The organism is Mycolicibacterium palauense, from assembly GCF_002592005.1.
Lineage (GTDB): Bacteria > Actinomycetota > Actinomycetes > Mycobacteriales > Mycobacteriaceae > Mycobacterium > Mycobacterium palauense.
The window spans coordinates 1-15,513 of sequence record NZ_NVQF01000041.1 but is presented as its reverse complement, the minus strand read 5'-3'; the positions used below and the strand labels follow the sequence as shown (position 1 = coordinate 15,513).

The window sequence follows — 15,513 nt, the reverse complement described above, 5'->3', positions numbered from 1 at the left end:
TCATGACCGCGCCCACCCCTGACGACCTGGGCCTGCTGCTCGGGCAGAACTTCGACGGAGCGGACGAGTTCTCCCGAGCAGCAACGGCTCTGAGCATCGTGACCGTGATGGCGAGGTCGTACACGCGGGGCGCTGGCTTCACCGAGGACGGTCCTGCACCCGAAATCCGGGCGGTGATCCTCACGGCCGCTGCCCGGCTGCTGTCGAACTCGAAGGGGTTGCTCTACGACGAATCCGTTGGCCCCGAGAGTGTTTCATTCCGAAGCGCGTTCACTGGGTGGACGACCGTCGAGCGGATGGCGCTCGACCGCCACCGGGTCCGGGCACTCTGATGGCCACGGGAATCCTCTACTCGCCCGGCGCACCGCGCACCGTCGCTGTGGGCCGCGACGCCTTCGGTGATCTTGTAGACGCCGACGGCAACGTGTTGCACGGTGTCGGCGGCGATGGCATCAAGCTGTCAGGTCTCGTGATGGGCGGGCCGAAGTGGAACCTCGCGCCGTCTCGAGGCGGTGACGTGGTCTCGGCCGAGGGCAGCCCCGTGGGCGTGCCAGTGACGGCCAAGCGCCTGCCGAACCACGGCGACACGCTGGTGATCGGAACCGTCAAGTATCGAGTGCACGGGCCCGCGCAGTGGGCAGAGCCTGGCGGCTTGACGGGTCGCCGCAATCGCTTTGTGTGGTATGCGATTACCGCGCTAGCAAACTGATACCAACCGCGTCGTGAGGGCGGGCGATGGCCCCCTCGACGCGGCTTACGGCGGGCCCCTCAGTCCCGCCACCGCCCCCGACCCCTGGCACTGGTCCGCCAAGGGGTCGGGGGCACCCCCAATCGTGTGTGGGCGGGCTTGGTCCCTTCACCGCCCACCGTGCGCCGTAACTGGCTGCACCCGAAACCCCTTGCTGCGCTTGCTCTACACAGGCCGCAAGGGGTTTTTTGGTGCCCATCGCACACATCGGCGTAAGTCGAGTTATGGCACCCAAACACATTGCGGCCCTTGCGAATGCGGCATCGACGGCCTACCGTCTGCGGGCATGACACCCAGCGAAATTGACCGCGAACTCGTCGCTCTGATGGCCGAAAGATCTGCGCTGATGAGGCGGCAACGACGAGGCGAGGGCGGTCTAGATGACGAACTGCAGAACCTGGCCGACTGCATCCACTACGCCGAGTCGAGGTGGACCCGACACCGCTGGGCACGCTACTTCCAGCCTCCCGGCGGTGCGATCCACACCCGGGCGCTATGCAGCGGGCTCACCCGCCCGGCACGGCTTCTTCCGGCACTGTCGGGCGCACCCCGAGACGTTGCGGCCCGGCACGGGAAGATGTGCAGCCACTGCTCGATGGCCCCAGCCTGAATGCGGCAGCCTGGCGTCTTGCAGCAATCGCACACGGGGGACGGTGAGGATGACCTTCAAGGCTCAAGCCCGGCAATCATGTCGGGCGGGCCTACGAAGCGGTCGGCAATGTTGTGCCGCGGGGAATCGCTCCACCACCGGTCCAGACGCTCGTCGTAGTGCTCGAAGTTGTTACGCATGTCCACGTCTTTCAGTGGTGACGTGTCATCCACCTCGAGCGACTGACGTAGCGGTGCTCGCTGGACAGACAGCCTCCCCTTCTGCCCCCACATCGCCTTGGCCGCGTTCGCAGCGCCGGTGAGAAGGATCGGCACCCCTACCCAGATGGCGTCCTGATCAGTGGCACCGAGGCCGTGATTGATGATATGTACACCGTGGATACCGACCTTGCAGCTGTCGGCCACCTGTTTCTGGAACTGACGCAGCAACATGGTGTCCACCCCCTGAAGTGTACGAGGGCGACGCATCCTGTGGCCTGATTCTGTCGGGGCTGGCTGGCACACCACGCGGACCCCTAGTTCGGTCCGATCCCCTTCCCACGGGGTATCCTGCGCTAGGGTGACCTGTCTCACGGCAGCCCCGTCGGCATTTGCCACCTCAAAGATATTTGGCAGCACAGCGTATGAAGAATCTCCAGTTTGCGCAGGTCACGGACAGCGCACAGGCATGTCTAGTGCTGATCTATCTGACGGTGACCGGCTGAATGACCCGCGGGCGCCATCTCTACTTCGCATACGGATCCAACCTGTGCGTGGAACAGATGGGGCGCCGATGCCCCGACGCGCTGCGCCCGCGGGCGGCCACGCTGGCCGACCATGACTGGCTGATCAACGAGCGCGGCGTGGCCACCATCGAACCCTTCCCGGGGTCGCTGGTGCACGGCGTGTTGTGGGATGTCTCGGACGCCGACCTCGCGACGCTGGACAGTGCCGAGGGGGTGCCGGTGCGGTACCGGCGCGACCGGATGATGGTGCACACCGTCGACGGCCCGCTGGATGCCTGGGTCTACATCGATCACCGCGTCGACGCGGGCCCACCCCGGCCCGGCTACCTGGAGCGGGTGCTCAGCGGGGCCCGGCATCACCGGCTGCCGCACCACTGGCTGGAATTCCTGGGCCGCTGGGACCCGCTGACCTGGCCACGGCCCCGCCCGGGCCCGGATTCGACTGCACCCCAGACTCTCTCGGAGCTGCTCTCGGAACCCGGCGTGGTCGAAGCGAGCGTGCTGCGCTCCCGGATCGGGTTCATGGCCGTCCACGGCGGCGGCCTGGAGAAGATGACCGACGTCATCGCCGAGCGCGCCGCCGCGCGGGCCGGGGCGTCGTTGTATGTGGTCCGGCATCCCGAGGACTACCCGCACCACCTGCCCTCGGCGCGGTACCGACCGGGTGAGTCGGCGCTGCTGGATGACTTCCTCGACCACGTCGACACGGTGATCTCGCTGCACGGCTACGGCCGGCAGGGGCGCGAGACCGACCTGCTGGCCGGCGGGCCCAACCGGAACCTGGCGGCCCAGTTGGCGGGCGCGGTCCGCCTGCCGGGCTACCGGGTGGTCACCGATCTCGACGCGATCCCGCGCGAACTGCGGGGACTGCATCCGGACAACCCCGTCAACCGGGTTCGCCGCGGCGGGACCCAACTGGAACTGCCGGCACGGGTGCGGGGAATCAGCCCGCGCAGTCCGCTTCCCGGCCCCGACGGGCTGTCCCCGGTGACCTCGGAGCTGATCGCCGCGCTGTCGCGCGGGGCCCAGCGATTCGCCGCGGCCCGCGAGACGTCCCGCTAGTTCCCTACACAACTCCCGACACAGTTCTCTACACAGCGGCCCCGCCCGGTGTCACCATGGACCCGTGGCTTCGGCAGGACCACCGCAGGCCGAGTCTGCCTCGCGGGTGGACAAGAGACTCGCCCATATCGCGTTGCAGACGGCTCAGCTGCCGGTGCTCAGGGACTGGTATCTGGAGGTTCTCGACGCCCACGTGGTGTTCGAGAACGACATGCTGTGCCTGATGACCTTCGACGAGGCGCATCACCGCATCGCCATGCGCCAGCTACCCCAACCCTCGCCGCGCACCTCCAGGACGGTGGGGCTCGGACACCACTCGTACACCTTCGCCGGCCTGACCGGTCTGCTCGCCAAGTATGAGGCCCTCAAGGAGGCGGGCATCCACCCGTACCTGCCGGTACAACACGGCATCACCACCTCGATCTACTACCGCGACCCCGACGGCAACCTGGCGGAGCTCCAGATCGAGAACATGCCCGCCGACGAGGCCACCCGGTATCTGCACGGACCGGAATGCCGTGTCGACCCGGTCGGCCCGTCCTTCGATCCCGACGCCATGGTGGCCGCGTTACGTTCGGGCACACCCGAATCGGAGTTGATCACCAGATCCTGGGCCAGGACGTGCCCACAACTGGACGTCACCGAACTGCTGCTGTCCTGAGGCCCGCGCACACCTCGGTCGCCGGCCCGCCGGAGGTGGCGGATTCGCCGGTGCGAGAACCACAACCGCGCAAACACCCGGGGCGAAGGCCGCGGCAAAACTAGACTGCGACGAGTGACGGAACTCGCGCCCTCGCTGCCCCCTGTCCTCGACGACGTGCCCTCCGCGGACGGTCCGCTTCCCGACCGGGGGCTGCTGGCCGGCCGCCCCTCCGCGCTGCCCGTCGACCTCCTCGGGGAGTTGCACGGGCCGTTGTTCTACGCCGACTACAGCGGCGCCCGCAAGCTCTACGCGTGCTCGGCGGAGCTCGTCGAGGAACTGTGCGACGAGGACCGCTTCGCCAAGAACCTGACGCAGTCCCTGGCCCGGATCCGGCCGCTCGCCGGCGACGGGCTGTTCACCAGCTTCTACGGTGAGCCGAACTGGAAACGGGCCCACGACGTACTGCTGCCCGGGTTCAGCTACGCCGGACTGCGCAACTACCACTCCGCGATGCTGGACATCAACTGTCAGCTCATCGACCGGTGGGATGCCAGCGCCGGCCACCGGCCGGTGGACGTCTCCACCGACCTGCAGAAACTGGCGATGGACACCGTCGCGCTGGCCGGGTTCGGCGCCCGGTTCAACTCCTATGACGTCGAGGGCCTGGCCCCGATCCCGACCAGCTTCACCCACGCGCTGAACGAGGTCGTCACGCGCGGAACCACGCCGGAGTTCACCGCCGAGCTGAACACGCTGCACGCCTACTTCGACGATCTGGTGGCCGCCCACCAGTCCGGTGACGCCGACGGCGTGGACGATCTGCTGTTCACGATGCTCGCCCGCGACGCCAACGGTGCGCCGGTGCTCGAGCCCGACAACGTCAAGAACCAGATCATGACGTTCCTGATCGCCGGCCAGCTGACCACCTCCGAGCTGATGCCCAATGCGCTGTATCACCTCGTGCACAACCCGGCGGCGCTGGCACGGGCACGCGCCGAGGTGGACGAGGTGTTCGGCACCGACGACGACTACCTGCCCACCTACGACGACATCGGCAAGTTCGACTATCTGCGCCGGGTCATCAACGAGACCCTTCGACTGTCTCCACCGGTGCTCGGATTCGACCGGATGGCACTGTCGGACACCGTCATCGGCGGGAAATACCCGATCCGCCGGGGCGAGGCCGTCACCGTGCTCACCGGGGCGCTGCACCGCCAGCCGCAGTGGGGCGACAACGTCGAGCTGTTCGACCCCGACCGGTTCTCCCCGGAACGCTCGGAGGGCAGGCCGGCCAGCGTGTTCAAGCCGTTCGGCACTGGCGCGCGGTCCTGCATCGGACGCCAGTTCGCCCTGCACGAGGCCACCATGGCGATCGCACGATTGGTGCACCGGTACCGGCTGATCGACTCGCGACACTACGTCCTGCAGTTCGACAGCGCGCAAAGCCGCCGCCCGGTGGGCTTCGAACTCGACCTCGTCCGACGCACCCCCGACGAGCGCCGGGCCCGCGGCACCACCGCGGCGGCCGCCGCGCCCCAGGTGCCGGCAGCCCCCGTCTCGGCGGTCAAGGCCGGGACCACGCTGGCCGTGCTGCACGGGTCCAATCTGGGGACCTGCCGGGCGCTGGCCGCCCAGCTGGCCGAGGAGGCCACCGACAAGGGCTGCCGGGCCTCGGTGGCGCCACTGGACGACGCGGCCGGCGGCCTGCCGGAGGCGGACGTCACGCTGATCGTCGCCTCGTCCTACAACGGTCAGCCCACCGACGACGCCCGCGCGTTCCTGACCTGGCTGAGCGGGCCCGAGGCCGCCGTGCAGGGCGCACCGTACTTCGCGGTCCTCGGGGTCGGAGACCACAACTGGACCGACACCTACCAGGCGGTGCCCAAGCGGATCGACGAACGCCTGACCGAACTCGGCGCCACCGCCCTGGTCCCGCGCGCCTCGGCAGACACCTCGGGTGACCTCGCCGGGACGGTCGAGGAGTTCTCGTCGGCCCTGTGGGCGGCGCTGTCCCAGCACTACGGCGACCCGAACGCCGTCCCGACCAGCGATGCCGACGAGCCGCTCTACGAACTGCAGCCGATTCTGGGCCCGGTGACCGCCGCGATCGACACCCGCTTCGCGGTCACCCCGATGACGGTGCTGGAGAACACCGAACTGGTCAGCGAGGAGGCCTTCGGACAGGCGAAACGCTATGTGCGCATCGCCCTTCCGGAAGGGGTCGAGTATCAGACCGGAGACCATCTGACCGTTCTGGCCGACAATCCCCCCGAGCTCGTCGACACGGTGATCGGGCTGCTCGAGATCGAGCCCGATCTGCGGCTGTCGATCAATCCCCGGCGCAGCTCGCGGCGGGCGATCGCCCTGGACCGCGAGGTCAGCGTGCGCGAATTGCTCAGTCACTTCGTGGAACTGCGCAAGCCCGCCTCACGCAGTCAACTCAAACGGCTTGCGGCGGCCAATCCGTGCACGCCGGAACGGCAACGCCTCGAGGAGCTCGCCGCGGCCGAGGAGCCCACCGCGCTGAGCCCGCTGGAATGTCTGCTGGAGTTCCCCGCGTGCGACGTGGACGGGGCCGAACTGCTCGAACTACTCGACCCGATGACGCCGCGGCACTACTCGATCGCGACATCGTCGCGGCTCTCGCCGCAGGTCGTCGGCCTGGTGATCAGTGTGCTCGACGCGCCCGCGCGCTCCGGTTACGGCCCGTTCCAGGGAGTGGCGTCCAACTACCTGGCCGGGATCGGGGCCGGGGACTGCATCCGGGCCCGGGTGGATCAGGCCCGCCAGGCCTTCCGGTCGGGCGCGGACCCCACCCGCAACGTGATCCTGGTCAGCGCGGGCACCGGCGTCGCCCCGTTCTGCGGTTTCCTGCTGGATCGTCTGGCCGCCAAACAGGCCGGGGAGCCGATCGCCCCGGCGTTGTGCTTCTTCGGTGTCCGCGACCCCGACATCGACTACATCTTCCGCGAGGAGTTCGAGCGGGGCGAGCAACTCGGCGTCGTACGGATGCGTCCCGCCTTCTCGCGGGCGCCGCAGGACGGGGTGCGCTATGTCCAGGACAGGATCGCCGCCGACGGCGACGAGGTGTGGGACCTGCTCGGCGATCCCGCCAAGGACACCTACGTGTACGTCTGCGGCGATGGCGCGAAAATGGCGCCCGCCGTGCGGCGGGCATTCCTCGACATCTACCGGGCACACACCGGCGCCGGTGAGGACGACGCCGGCGCCTGGCTCAACGCGCTGGTGGAATCGGACCGCTACGTCGAAGACGTCTGGGCGGGATGAGCCACCGGGCCGGGCCGGCCCGGCCGGGCGGGGGACCCACGGTGGGCAGCACCGACGTCACCAAGCCAGCGTTGCCGAGCCAACGTTAACGAGAAAGCAATCCGACCACCGTGTGAACGTCACCCATCCGGCGCCCGGTTGGCCACGAATTGAGGGTGTGCAGGAACACGGACAGCAATTCAGCGATTCGGCGCGCTCGGTCGCGGTCATCGGTAGCGGTGTCGCGGGGCTGACGGCGGCATATGTGCTCTCGGCCCGGCACCGGGTCACCCTGTATGAGGCCGACTCCCGGTTGGGCGGGCATGCCCACACCCACCTGCTCGACGACGGCGCCGGCAACACCGTCGGCGTGGACTCGGCCTTCCTCGTGCACAACGACCGCACCTACCCCACGCTGTGCCGGCTGTTCGACGAGCTCGGGATCGCCACCCGCGAGACGGACATGTCGATGTCGGTGCGCGCCGAGGCCGGCGGCCTGGAATACGCCGGGGCGCGCGGGCTGGGCGGCCTGTTCCCCACCCCCGCCAACCTGCTCCGGCCGCGCTACCTGGCGATGCTCGCCGAGGTCAAGCGTTTCCACCGGGCGGCCACCGGGCTGCTGCGGGACGCCGAGAGCGGGTACGCCGACGAGCACGAGACCGTCGGCGGCTTTCTGCGCCGCCACCGGTTCTCCGACTATTTCGCCGAGCATTTCATGAAGCCGCTGGTGGCGGCGGTGTGGTCGTGCGCGCCCGGCTGCGCGCTGGACTACCCGGCCCGGTATTTGTTCGTCTTCCTCGAGCACCACGGGATGCTGACGGTGTTCGGGTCGCCGACCTGGCGCACCGTGGTCGGCGGTTCGGCGACCTATGTGCGGGCCATCGCGGCGCTGCTCGACGAGGTGCAGACCGGGCGGCGTGTCCGCGCGGTGCGGCGGGTACCCGAGGGCGTGTACGTATCGGCCGAGGGACAACCCGCGCGCACCTTCGATGCGGCGGTGATCGCGACACACCCCGACCAGGCCCTGGGCCTGCTCGCCGAGCCGACCCGCGCCGAGCGCGCGGTCCTGGGCGCCCTGCCCTATTCCACCAACCACGCGCTGCTGCACACCGACGCCTCGGTGCTGCCGCGACACCGGCGGGCCCGCGCGTCCTGGAACTACCTGATGGCCGACGGCACCGACGAGACAGTGGTGACCTACGACGTCACCCGGCTCATGCGCCTGTCCGGGCCGCGGCGATTTCTGGTCAGCCTGGGCGGCCGCGGGCGGGTGGACCCGAGCACCGTCCTGGCCGAGATGACCTATCACCACCCGCTCTACACACCGGACTCCGTGGCGGCCCAGCGGCTGCTGCCGACCATCAACGACACCCGGGTGGTCTTCGCCGGCGCCTATCACGGCTGGGGCTTCCACGAGGACGGAGCCGCCTCGGGACTGCGGGCGGCGCGGCTGCTGGGCGCCGACTGGCCGCAACTGAGTCCGTTCAGTCCGTCTTCGCCCCCGCCGCTCCCGCCGCGCGAGGAGGCGCCGGTATGAGCCCGCCCGCCATCTACCGCACGCGCATCACACATCTGCGGCGCGCGCCGGTGCACCACCATTTCGAATACCGCAGCTACAGCTGGTACGTCGACATCGACGACCTGCCCCGGCTGCCCCGATGGCTGCGCCCCTTCGCGCGTTTCGAGGCGCGCGACCATCTGCAGGCACCCGCCGAGGGTCCCGACACCCTGCGCGGCAGGGTGGATGCCTTCCTGGCATCGCATCACCTCTCGCTGCCCGGCGGGCGGGTCACCGCGCTGATGCAGGCCCGGGTGCTGGGCTACGTCTTCAACCCGCTCAGCCTGTTCTGGTGCCACGACGCCGCGGGCAACCTGCGCGCGGTGATCGCCGAGGTGCACAACACCTACGGCGGGCGGCACGCATATCTGCTTCCGCCCGACCAGGACCGGCCCAATCTGGTCGTCAAGCAGTTCTATGTGTCCCCCTTCAACGACGTCAGCGGCCACTACCTGGTGCGCGCGCCGCGGCCGGACCGGCGACTGGACGTCACCATCTCGCTGCACCGGGAACACCAGCCGGCGTTCGTGGCGACGTTGCGCGGTCAGCGGCGTCGCGCCACTGCCGCCCAGGTGGCCCGGCTGCAGCTCAGCGCGCCGCTGGCGCCGTTGATGGCGGCGCTGGGAATCCGGGTGCAGGGCGTCGCCCTGTGGCTGCGGCGAGTACCGATCGTTCCCCGCGAGCACGGGCACCACCCCGCCCACCGTGAGGAGAGGGTGACATTGTCATGAGGCTGGAGGATATCGGAACAGATTCCGGCGCAATAGATTCGCGGCTGTGGCCGGGGGTGGCCCGGATACCGCGGGGCCCGCTGGCGATCGCCTCCGGCAAGGTCGCCGCCGGGCTGCTGCGGCGCGCGGCCCAGCGGCTGCCGCTGCGACTGGCCTATCCCGACGGGTCGGTGATCGGCGCCGCCGATCCGACCTTGCCGACGCTGGTGCTACACGCACCCGACGCGCTCGCACGCCGCGTCGGGCGCAGCGGCCTGATCGGTTTCGGCGAATCGTATATGGCCGGAGAGTGGAGCTCCGACGATCTGGCCGGCGTGCTGACGGCCTTCGCCACCTCCATGGCCGACCTGGTTCCGCGCACCCTGCAACGGATGCGCCCGATCGCCCTGGCGCGCCAGCCCCGCTCCCAGCACAACAGCCGAGACCAGGCCCGCCGCAACATCTCCGAGCACTACGACCTGTCCAACGACCTGTTCGCGCAGTTCCTCGACGAGACCATGACCTACTCCAGCGCGCTGTTCGACACGCTGCCGGCGACACCGGCGCGGCTGGCCGACGCCCAACGCCGCAAGATCGACCGGCTGCTGGACTGCGCCAACGTGGGGCCGGGCAGCCGGGTGCTCGAGATCGGCACCGGGTGGGGGGAACTGTGCATCCGGGCCGCGTCACGCGGAGCCACGGTGCGCTCGGTGACCCTGTCCGAGGAGCAGCAGAACCTGGCCCGGCGCCGGGTGGCCGCGGCCGGGCTGTCCGATCGCGTCGACATCGACCTGTGCGACTACCGCGACGTGGAGGGCCGCTACGACGCCGTGATCTCCGTGGAAATGATCGAGGCGGTGGGATACCAGTTCTGGCCGACGTACTTCCGGCGACTCGACGAACTGGTGACCCCCGGCGGCCGGGTGGCCATCCAGGCCATCACGATGCCGCATTCGCGGATGCTGGCCAGCCGCAACACCCACACCTGGATCCAGAAGTACATCTTCCCCGGCGGGCTGCTGCCCTCGACCGAGGCCATCGTCGCCATCACCGAACGGCACACCGCGCTGCGCACCGTCGACATGTTCTCGCTGCGTCCCCACTACGCCGAGACGCTGCGGCTGTGGCGGCAGACCTTCGTCGCCCGCCACGACACCGTGGCCGCGTTGGGGTTCGACGCGGTGTTCCGCCGGATGTGGGAGCTCTACCTGGCCTACTCGGAGGCGGGTTTTCGCTCCGGTTACCTCGACGTCTACCAGTGGACGTTCACCCCCGGGGGTCGGTGGTGAACCTCCTGGCCGTCACCGGCGCCAGCCTGGCCGCGGTCGTCGCGGTCTTCGCGGTGACCTTCGTGGTGGGCCGCCGGATCGGCCGCTACAACGTCGTCGACGTCACCTGGGGCGCCGGCTTCGTGGTTGTCGCGGCGGTGGCCGCCCTGGTGGGTACCGGGGACCCGGTGCGCCGCCTGGTCATGCTGGTGCTGGTCGCGGTGTGGGGCCTGCGGCTGGCCTGGCACATGGTCACCAAGACCGCCGGCCGCGGCGAGGACCCCCGCTACGAGGCGCTGCTGGGCGGGGACTTCTCGGCGCCGACGGTGTTGCGCAGGATCTTCGCCGTGCAGGCCGCGGCCATGTGGTTCATCTCGCTGCCGATCCAGGTCTCGGCCACGTTGGGGCCCACCCCGGCGGCGCTGCTGCCGGTGGCCGTCGGCGGGGCCGCCGTGTGGTTGCTGGGCGTGGTCTTCGAGGCCGTGGGCGATCACCAGCTCGCGGTGTTCAAGGCCGACCCGGCCAACCGGGGCGTGATCATGGACCGCGGTCTGTGGTCGTGGACGCGGCACCCGAACTACTTCGGTGATGCCTGCGTGTGGTGGGGCCTGTGGCTGCTCGCCGTCGCCGGCTGGCCGGCGCTGCTGACGGTGCTCTCCCCGGTGCTGATGACCTATTTCCTGGTGTATGCCACCGGAGCGCGGTTGACGGAGAAGCGGATGGCCGACCGGCCGGGATTCGCCGAGTACGCCGCCCGGACCTCGTTCTTCGTGCCGCGCCCGCCAACGCGGGCGGGCGGGAAGCCGATAGTGTGACCACGATCGCCCGACCTCCGGTTAGGCTACCGCTCGATGACCCGATCTCCGACGGGGTCCCGGCGGTGACCAGCGACCTCGACGCACTGTTGCGCCGGGTGGCCCGGCGCGACACCGACGCGTTCGCCCAGTTCTACGACGCCACCAGGGCACGGGTGTTCGGCCTGGTGGTGCGGGTGCTGCGCGACCCGGGGTACAGCGAGGAGACCACCCAGGAGGTCTATCTGCAGGTGTGGCGCAGCGCAGACAGTTACGACCCCAGCGCCGGCTCGGCGCTGGCGTGGTTGACGACCCTGGCGCACCGTCGTGCGGTGGATCGGGTGCGCTCCGAGGAGTCGGCAAGCCACCGGGAGGCACGCTACGGCGCCATGAGCGTCGACCGGGCCGGCGATCAGGTCACCGAGTCGGTGATCCGCAGCGACGAACGCGCCCGCGTCGCCGACTGCCTGGGCGGGCTGACCGAGCTTCAGCGGGAGTGCATTCAACTGGCCTACTACGACGGGTTGACCTACCCGGAGGTGTCGCAGCGGTTGTCGGCGAACCTGGCCACGGTGAAGTCCCGGATGCGTGACGCCCTGCGCGGGCTGCGGAACTGTCTGGGGATGGCATGACCACACCCGCCGATTCGCCGATCTCCGACATGGCCGTGCCCTACGCGCTGCACGCGCTGTCCGAGCAGGAGCGCGCCGCCGTCGAGGACGCCGTCGCGCAGTCCGGTGCCGCCGACGCCTTCTTCGACGAGGTGCGCGCGGTGCGGGAGGTGATGGCCGCGGTGTCGGCGGCCACCGCCGTGGAACCGCCCGAGGCGCTACGGGAGCGGGTGCTGGGACTGGTGGCCGCGGAGGCGACCGGCGGTACCGTGCGTGCGCTGGACACGCGCCGCCGGCGTGGGCTGCGGACCGCCATCCTGGCGGCCGCCGCCGCGGTGGTGATCGGTCTGGGCGCCGTGGGGGTCGGGATCGCGTTGCGCCCACCGCCGCCGCAGTCGATCGCCCAGGAGGTGTTCGCCGCGCCGGACGTGCGGACGGTGTCGGGCGAGCTGCCCGCCGGCGGCCGCGCGACGCTGGTCTACTCGCACGACAAGCATGCCGGGGTGCTGGTGATGAACAACGTCCCGCCACCGTCGAAGGGCACGGTCTACCAAATGTGGCTGGTCGGTGCCGACGGCCCGGTGTCGGCCGGCACGATGGACGAGGCCTCGGTGGCGCCGTCGACCACGGCGGTGCTGCCCGATCTGGGCGATTCGACGGAACTGGCGTTCACCGTCGAGCCGGGCACCGGCTCCGCGCAGCCGACCGGCCCGGCGTTCGCCACGCTGCCGTTGGTGTAGGCGGGATTCACCGGACGGTCGCGGCGATCCCGTCGGCCACCACGTCGGCGATCTCGCCGCGGCGCCGCCAGGCCCTGCGCTGGCGCATGGCGCCGTTGCCCTCCTGAGACACCCGGTCGAGTTCGTCCTTGACGTAGTCCCACTCGCCCAACTCCTCCAGGGCCGGACGCAGTTCCGCCACGAGGGCGCCCAGCAGCTTCGGCGTGCCTCCCTCCAGACCGTCGCGGGCACAGCGCCAGTAGCGCGCCCGCAGCTCGTGGTCGCCGACGCGCGGCGGGGGCAGCCCGCGTTCGATGTGGGCCACGGCGGTCATGACCGCCGCCCGCACCAGGGTGGCCAGCAGCACGGTCTCCGTCGCGGTGGCCGGGACGTCGCCGGCACGGACGTCCACCGTCGGGAAGTTCGCCGACGGCCTTGCGTCCCAGTAGATCATCCCCTCGTCGAGGGCGGCGCCGGTGTCCAGCAGCATCTGAACCGCACGGTCGTAGTCGGCCGCCGACTCCAGGTGGGGCGGCGGGCCGGCACTGGGCCAGCGCGCCCACAGGATGTGGCGCCAGCTCGCGTGACCGGTGTCGGTGTTGCGGAAGAGCGCCGAATTCGCGCTGAGCGCCGGGAACAGCGGCAGCCACGGCCGCAGCCGGGTGCAGACACCGACGGCCACCTCGCGGTCGGGCACCGCGACGTGCACATGGCACCCGCTGATGCCCTGCTCGTGGGCGATCATTCCGAAGCGCTCGCCGATCGCGCGGTAGCGCGGTGTGTCGGTGACCGGGTACTCGTCGGGAACCGTCGGCGGCAGCGCCACCGCCAGCAACCGGGCACCGCAGGACTGCGCGGATTCCGCTGCCGCACTGCGTAACCCGCGGATCTGGCGGAGCAGCTCCGCGCGGGAGTCGCACACGCCGGTGGCGGCCTCCACCTGGCAGCTGGTCAGCTCCAGTTGCAGGTCCACGCCGTGGAGTGCGGCGTGCCGCGCCACCTCGCCGTTGCGGGCGACCGGCGCGCCCGTCTCCGGGTCGACGAGCAGGAACTCCTCCTCGACCCCGACGGTCGGCGGGCTGCTCGTCGTGTTCCCTGCCGTCTTACTTATCGTCGTCGTTCTTGAAGGCGTCTTTCACCTTCTCACCGGCGTCCTTAATGTCACTCTTGGCCTGGTCGATCTTACCTTCGTTCTCGGTGCCCTTGTCGCCGGTCAGACCGCCGAGCGCCTCCTTGGCCTTGCCGGCGGTGTCGTCGATGGCGTTCTTGGCTTTGTCCGTTGTACTCATGCGCGCTGGGATTGCCGGTTCCGGGGGTTCCAAAACCGATCCTGCGTAACATCTTCGGCGATGAGTCTTAACTGGCGGTTCGCGGTCGGTATTCGTTCGGTGCGGTCGCGCGCGGCCCTGGCGGAGACCACCCGCCGCTACGCCGACGCGGGTTTCGGCGTGCTCAACGTCCCCGATCACCTCGGGGCCCCGGCGCCGTTCCCGGTGCTGGCCGCCGCCGCGCAGGCCTCGGAGACCATGCGGGTGGGCACCTACGTGCTCAACGTGGGTTTCTACAAACCGGCGCTGCTGGCCCGCGACATCGCCGACCTGCACACCGTCAGCGGCGGCCGGTTCGACGCCGGGCTGGGCGCGGGGTATGTCCGCGAGGAGTTCGAGGCCGCCGAGTTGCCGTTCCCGTCGGCGGGCGAACGCGTGGGGCACCTGGAGCGGGTTACCGCCTACCTCAAACGCCACACCCCCGACGTGCCGATCATGATCGCCGGCAACGGCGACCGCGTGCTCAGACTGGCCGCCCGGCACGCCGATATCATCGGCCTGACCGGCGCCGACGTCGGCAAGGACACCGCCGATCCGCTGGCCGAGCGCATCGGATACGTGCGCGCGGCCGCCGGTGAGCGTTTCGCCGAGGTGGTGCTCGACATGGCGATCACCGCCGCGCCGGCCAGAGACGAGACGGTCCCGGACCTGACGCTGACCCGGCAGTACGCCCCCGGCGCCAGCGACGAGCAGCTGTTGGCCCGCCCCAGCGTGCTCAGCGGAACCCCGGCCGAGGCGGCCGACAAGGTGCGCATGCTGCGGGAGACCTACGGGATCACCTCGTTCTCGGTGCAGAAGAACCACGCCGACTACTTCGCCGCGGTGATCGGCGAACTACGGTGAGGTTGGCTGCGCCGGGTACACTGCTGACCCGTCCGCCCTCGTAGCTCAGGGGATAGAGCACGGCTCTCCTAAAGCCGGTGTCGCAGGTTCGAATCCTGCCGGGGGCACACTGTCGGGGGCACACTGCCGGGGGCACACTGCCGGGGGCACTGCCGGGGTGGCGAGTCCCCGTTACTGAGTCCATCCGGTTCTTGAGTCGGGTTGGTTTGATTCGTTCTCAGTTGATGCTGCAGGCCACTGGGGTGTGGGTGCAGCGGCAGGCTGCAGCGTACTCGGCCGGCGTCAGGTAGCCCAGGGCCGAGTGGCGGTGTCGGTGGTTGTGCTCGTGCTTGAAGTCGCCGATGACCACGCGGGCCTCGAACAGGGTGTTCCAGTAGTTGCGGTTGAGGCACTCCTTGCGCAGGCGGTTGTTGAACGATTCGATGTAGCCGTTGTCCCACGGGCAGCCCGGCGGGATGTAGACCATCCCGGTTCTGTTCTCGCAGAACCGTTGTAGCGCTTGAGAAACCATTTCCGGCCCGTTGTCCATCCGTAGCACCTTCGGCGGGCCGCCGGCCGCGGCGAAGGCTTTCTCTAGCTCGAATACCAGCCGCTCGCCGGTGATCGAGCGTTCCACCACATGCAGCAG

16 protein-coding genes and 1 tRNA gene are annotated in these 15,513 nt (G+C 69.8%); 13 read left to right on the top strand and 4 right to left on the bottom strand.

Going from position 1 to position 15,513, the window contains the following annotated elements:
- The first annotated feature begins 2 nt into the window (after positions 1-2).
- Positions 3-332, top strand: coding sequence for a hypothetical protein (locus CSR00_RS16845; protein WP_099023567.1), 330 nt, complete (start codon positions 3-5; stop codon positions 330-332).
- Positions 332-709 (top strand): hypothetical protein, encoded by a 378-nt coding sequence (locus CSR00_RS16840; protein ID WP_099023566.1) that lies wholly within the window; start codon positions 332-334, stop codon positions 707-709. Before CSR00_RS16845 ends, CSR00_RS16840 begins: the two co-directional genes overlap by 1 nt.
- Before the next feature lie 705 nt (positions 710-1,414).
- Here the strand turns inward: CSR00_RS16840 and CSR00_RS16835 are convergent.
- Complete coding sequence (locus CSR00_RS16835) at positions 1,415-1,798, bottom strand: hypothetical protein (RefSeq protein ID WP_099023565.1); 384 nt, start codon at positions 1,796-1,798, stop codon at positions 1,415-1,417.
- Between the two features lie 263 nt (positions 1,799-2,061).
- Between CSR00_RS16835 and CSR00_RS16830 the strand changes: the two genes are divergently transcribed.
- The 9 genes from CSR00_RS16830 to CSR00_RS16790 all read left to right on the top strand — a co-directional run bounded on the left by CSR00_RS16830 (position 2,062) and on the right by CSR00_RS16790 (position 12,735).
- Positions 2,062-3,144: a poly-gamma-glutamate hydrolase family protein gene (locus CSR00_RS16830; protein ID WP_099023564.1), complete on the top strand. Its 1,083-nt coding sequence runs from the start codon at positions 2,062-2,064 to the stop codon at positions 3,142-3,144.
- Positions 3,145-3,208: 64 nt separating this feature from the next.
- Complete coding sequence (locus tag CSR00_RS16825; RefSeq protein WP_245906153.1) at positions 3,209-3,805, top strand: VOC family protein; 597 nt, start codon at positions 3,209-3,211, stop codon at positions 3,803-3,805.
- 114 nt (positions 3,806-3,919) lie between these two features.
- A complete protein-coding gene (locus CSR00_RS16820) occupies positions 3,920-7,075 on the top strand; it encodes a bifunctional cytochrome P450/NADPH--P450 reductase (protein ID WP_099023562.1) in 3,156 nt (1,051 codons plus the stop codon).
- A 157-nt stretch (positions 7,076-7,232) separates the two neighbouring features.
- On the top strand, positions 7,233-8,591 hold the full coding sequence (locus tag CSR00_RS16815) for an NAD(P)/FAD-dependent oxidoreductase (protein ID WP_176562106.1): 1,359 nt from the start codon (positions 7,233-7,235) through the stop codon (positions 8,589-8,591).
- Entirely contained in the window at positions 8,588-9,343 is a 756-nt protein-coding gene (locus tag CSR00_RS16810; RefSeq protein WP_099023560.1) for a DUF1365 domain-containing protein, read from the top strand. The genes CSR00_RS16815 and CSR00_RS16810 overlap by 4 nt, the downstream gene beginning before the upstream one ends.
- On the top strand, positions 9,340-10,611 hold the full coding sequence (locus CSR00_RS16805) for a class I SAM-dependent methyltransferase (RefSeq protein WP_099023559.1): 1,272 nt from the start codon (positions 9,340-9,342) through the stop codon (positions 10,609-10,611). The genes CSR00_RS16810 and CSR00_RS16805 overlap by 4 nt, the downstream gene beginning before the upstream one ends.
- A complete protein-coding gene (locus CSR00_RS16800; protein ID WP_099023597.1) occupies positions 10,608-11,405 on the top strand; it encodes a DUF1295 domain-containing protein in 798 nt (265 codons plus the stop codon). Before CSR00_RS16805 ends, CSR00_RS16800 begins: the two co-directional genes overlap by 4 nt.
- Positions 11,406-11,449: 44 nt before the next feature.
- Positions 11,450-12,016 carry a sigma-70 family RNA polymerase sigma factor gene (locus CSR00_RS16795; RefSeq protein WP_245906155.1) on the top strand — a complete coding sequence of 189 codons (567 nt, stop codon included), beginning with the start codon at positions 11,450-11,452 and terminating at the stop codon, positions 12,014-12,016.
- Entirely contained in the window at positions 12,013-12,735 is a 723-nt protein-coding gene (locus CSR00_RS16790; protein ID WP_099023557.1) for an anti-sigma factor, read from the top strand. The genes CSR00_RS16795 and CSR00_RS16790 overlap by 4 nt, the downstream gene beginning before the upstream one ends.
- 7 nt (positions 12,736-12,742) lie before the next feature.
- Here the strand turns inward: CSR00_RS16790 and CSR00_RS16785 are convergent, their stop codons facing one another.
- Entirely contained in the window at positions 12,743-13,825 is a 1,083-nt protein-coding gene (locus tag CSR00_RS16785; RefSeq protein WP_099023556.1) for a glutamate--cysteine ligase, read from the bottom strand.
- Positions 13,818-14,003, bottom strand: coding sequence for a CsbD family protein (locus CSR00_RS16780; protein ID WP_099023555.1), 186 nt, complete (start codon positions 14,001-14,003; stop codon positions 13,818-13,820). Before CSR00_RS16780 ends, CSR00_RS16785 begins: the two co-directional genes overlap by 8 nt.
- A gap of 60 nt (positions 14,004-14,063) precedes the next feature.
- Between CSR00_RS16780 and CSR00_RS16775 the strand changes: the two genes are divergently transcribed.
- Positions 14,064-14,885, top strand: a complete 822-nt coding sequence (locus CSR00_RS16775) for a TIGR03621 family F420-dependent LLM class oxidoreductase (protein WP_099023554.1) — start codon at positions 14,064-14,066, stop codon at positions 14,883-14,885.
- A gap of 34 nt (positions 14,886-14,919) precedes the next feature.
- Positions 14,920-14,992 (top strand) — tRNA-Arg (locus tag CSR00_RS16770).
- 110 nt (positions 14,993-15,102) lie between these two features.
- Here CSR00_RS16770 and CSR00_RS16765 read toward each other — a convergent pair.
- Positions 15,103-15,513, bottom strand: a 411-nt coding sequence (locus CSR00_RS16765) for an integrase core domain-containing protein (RefSeq protein WP_218014508.1), incomplete at its 5' end; no start/stop codon positions are given.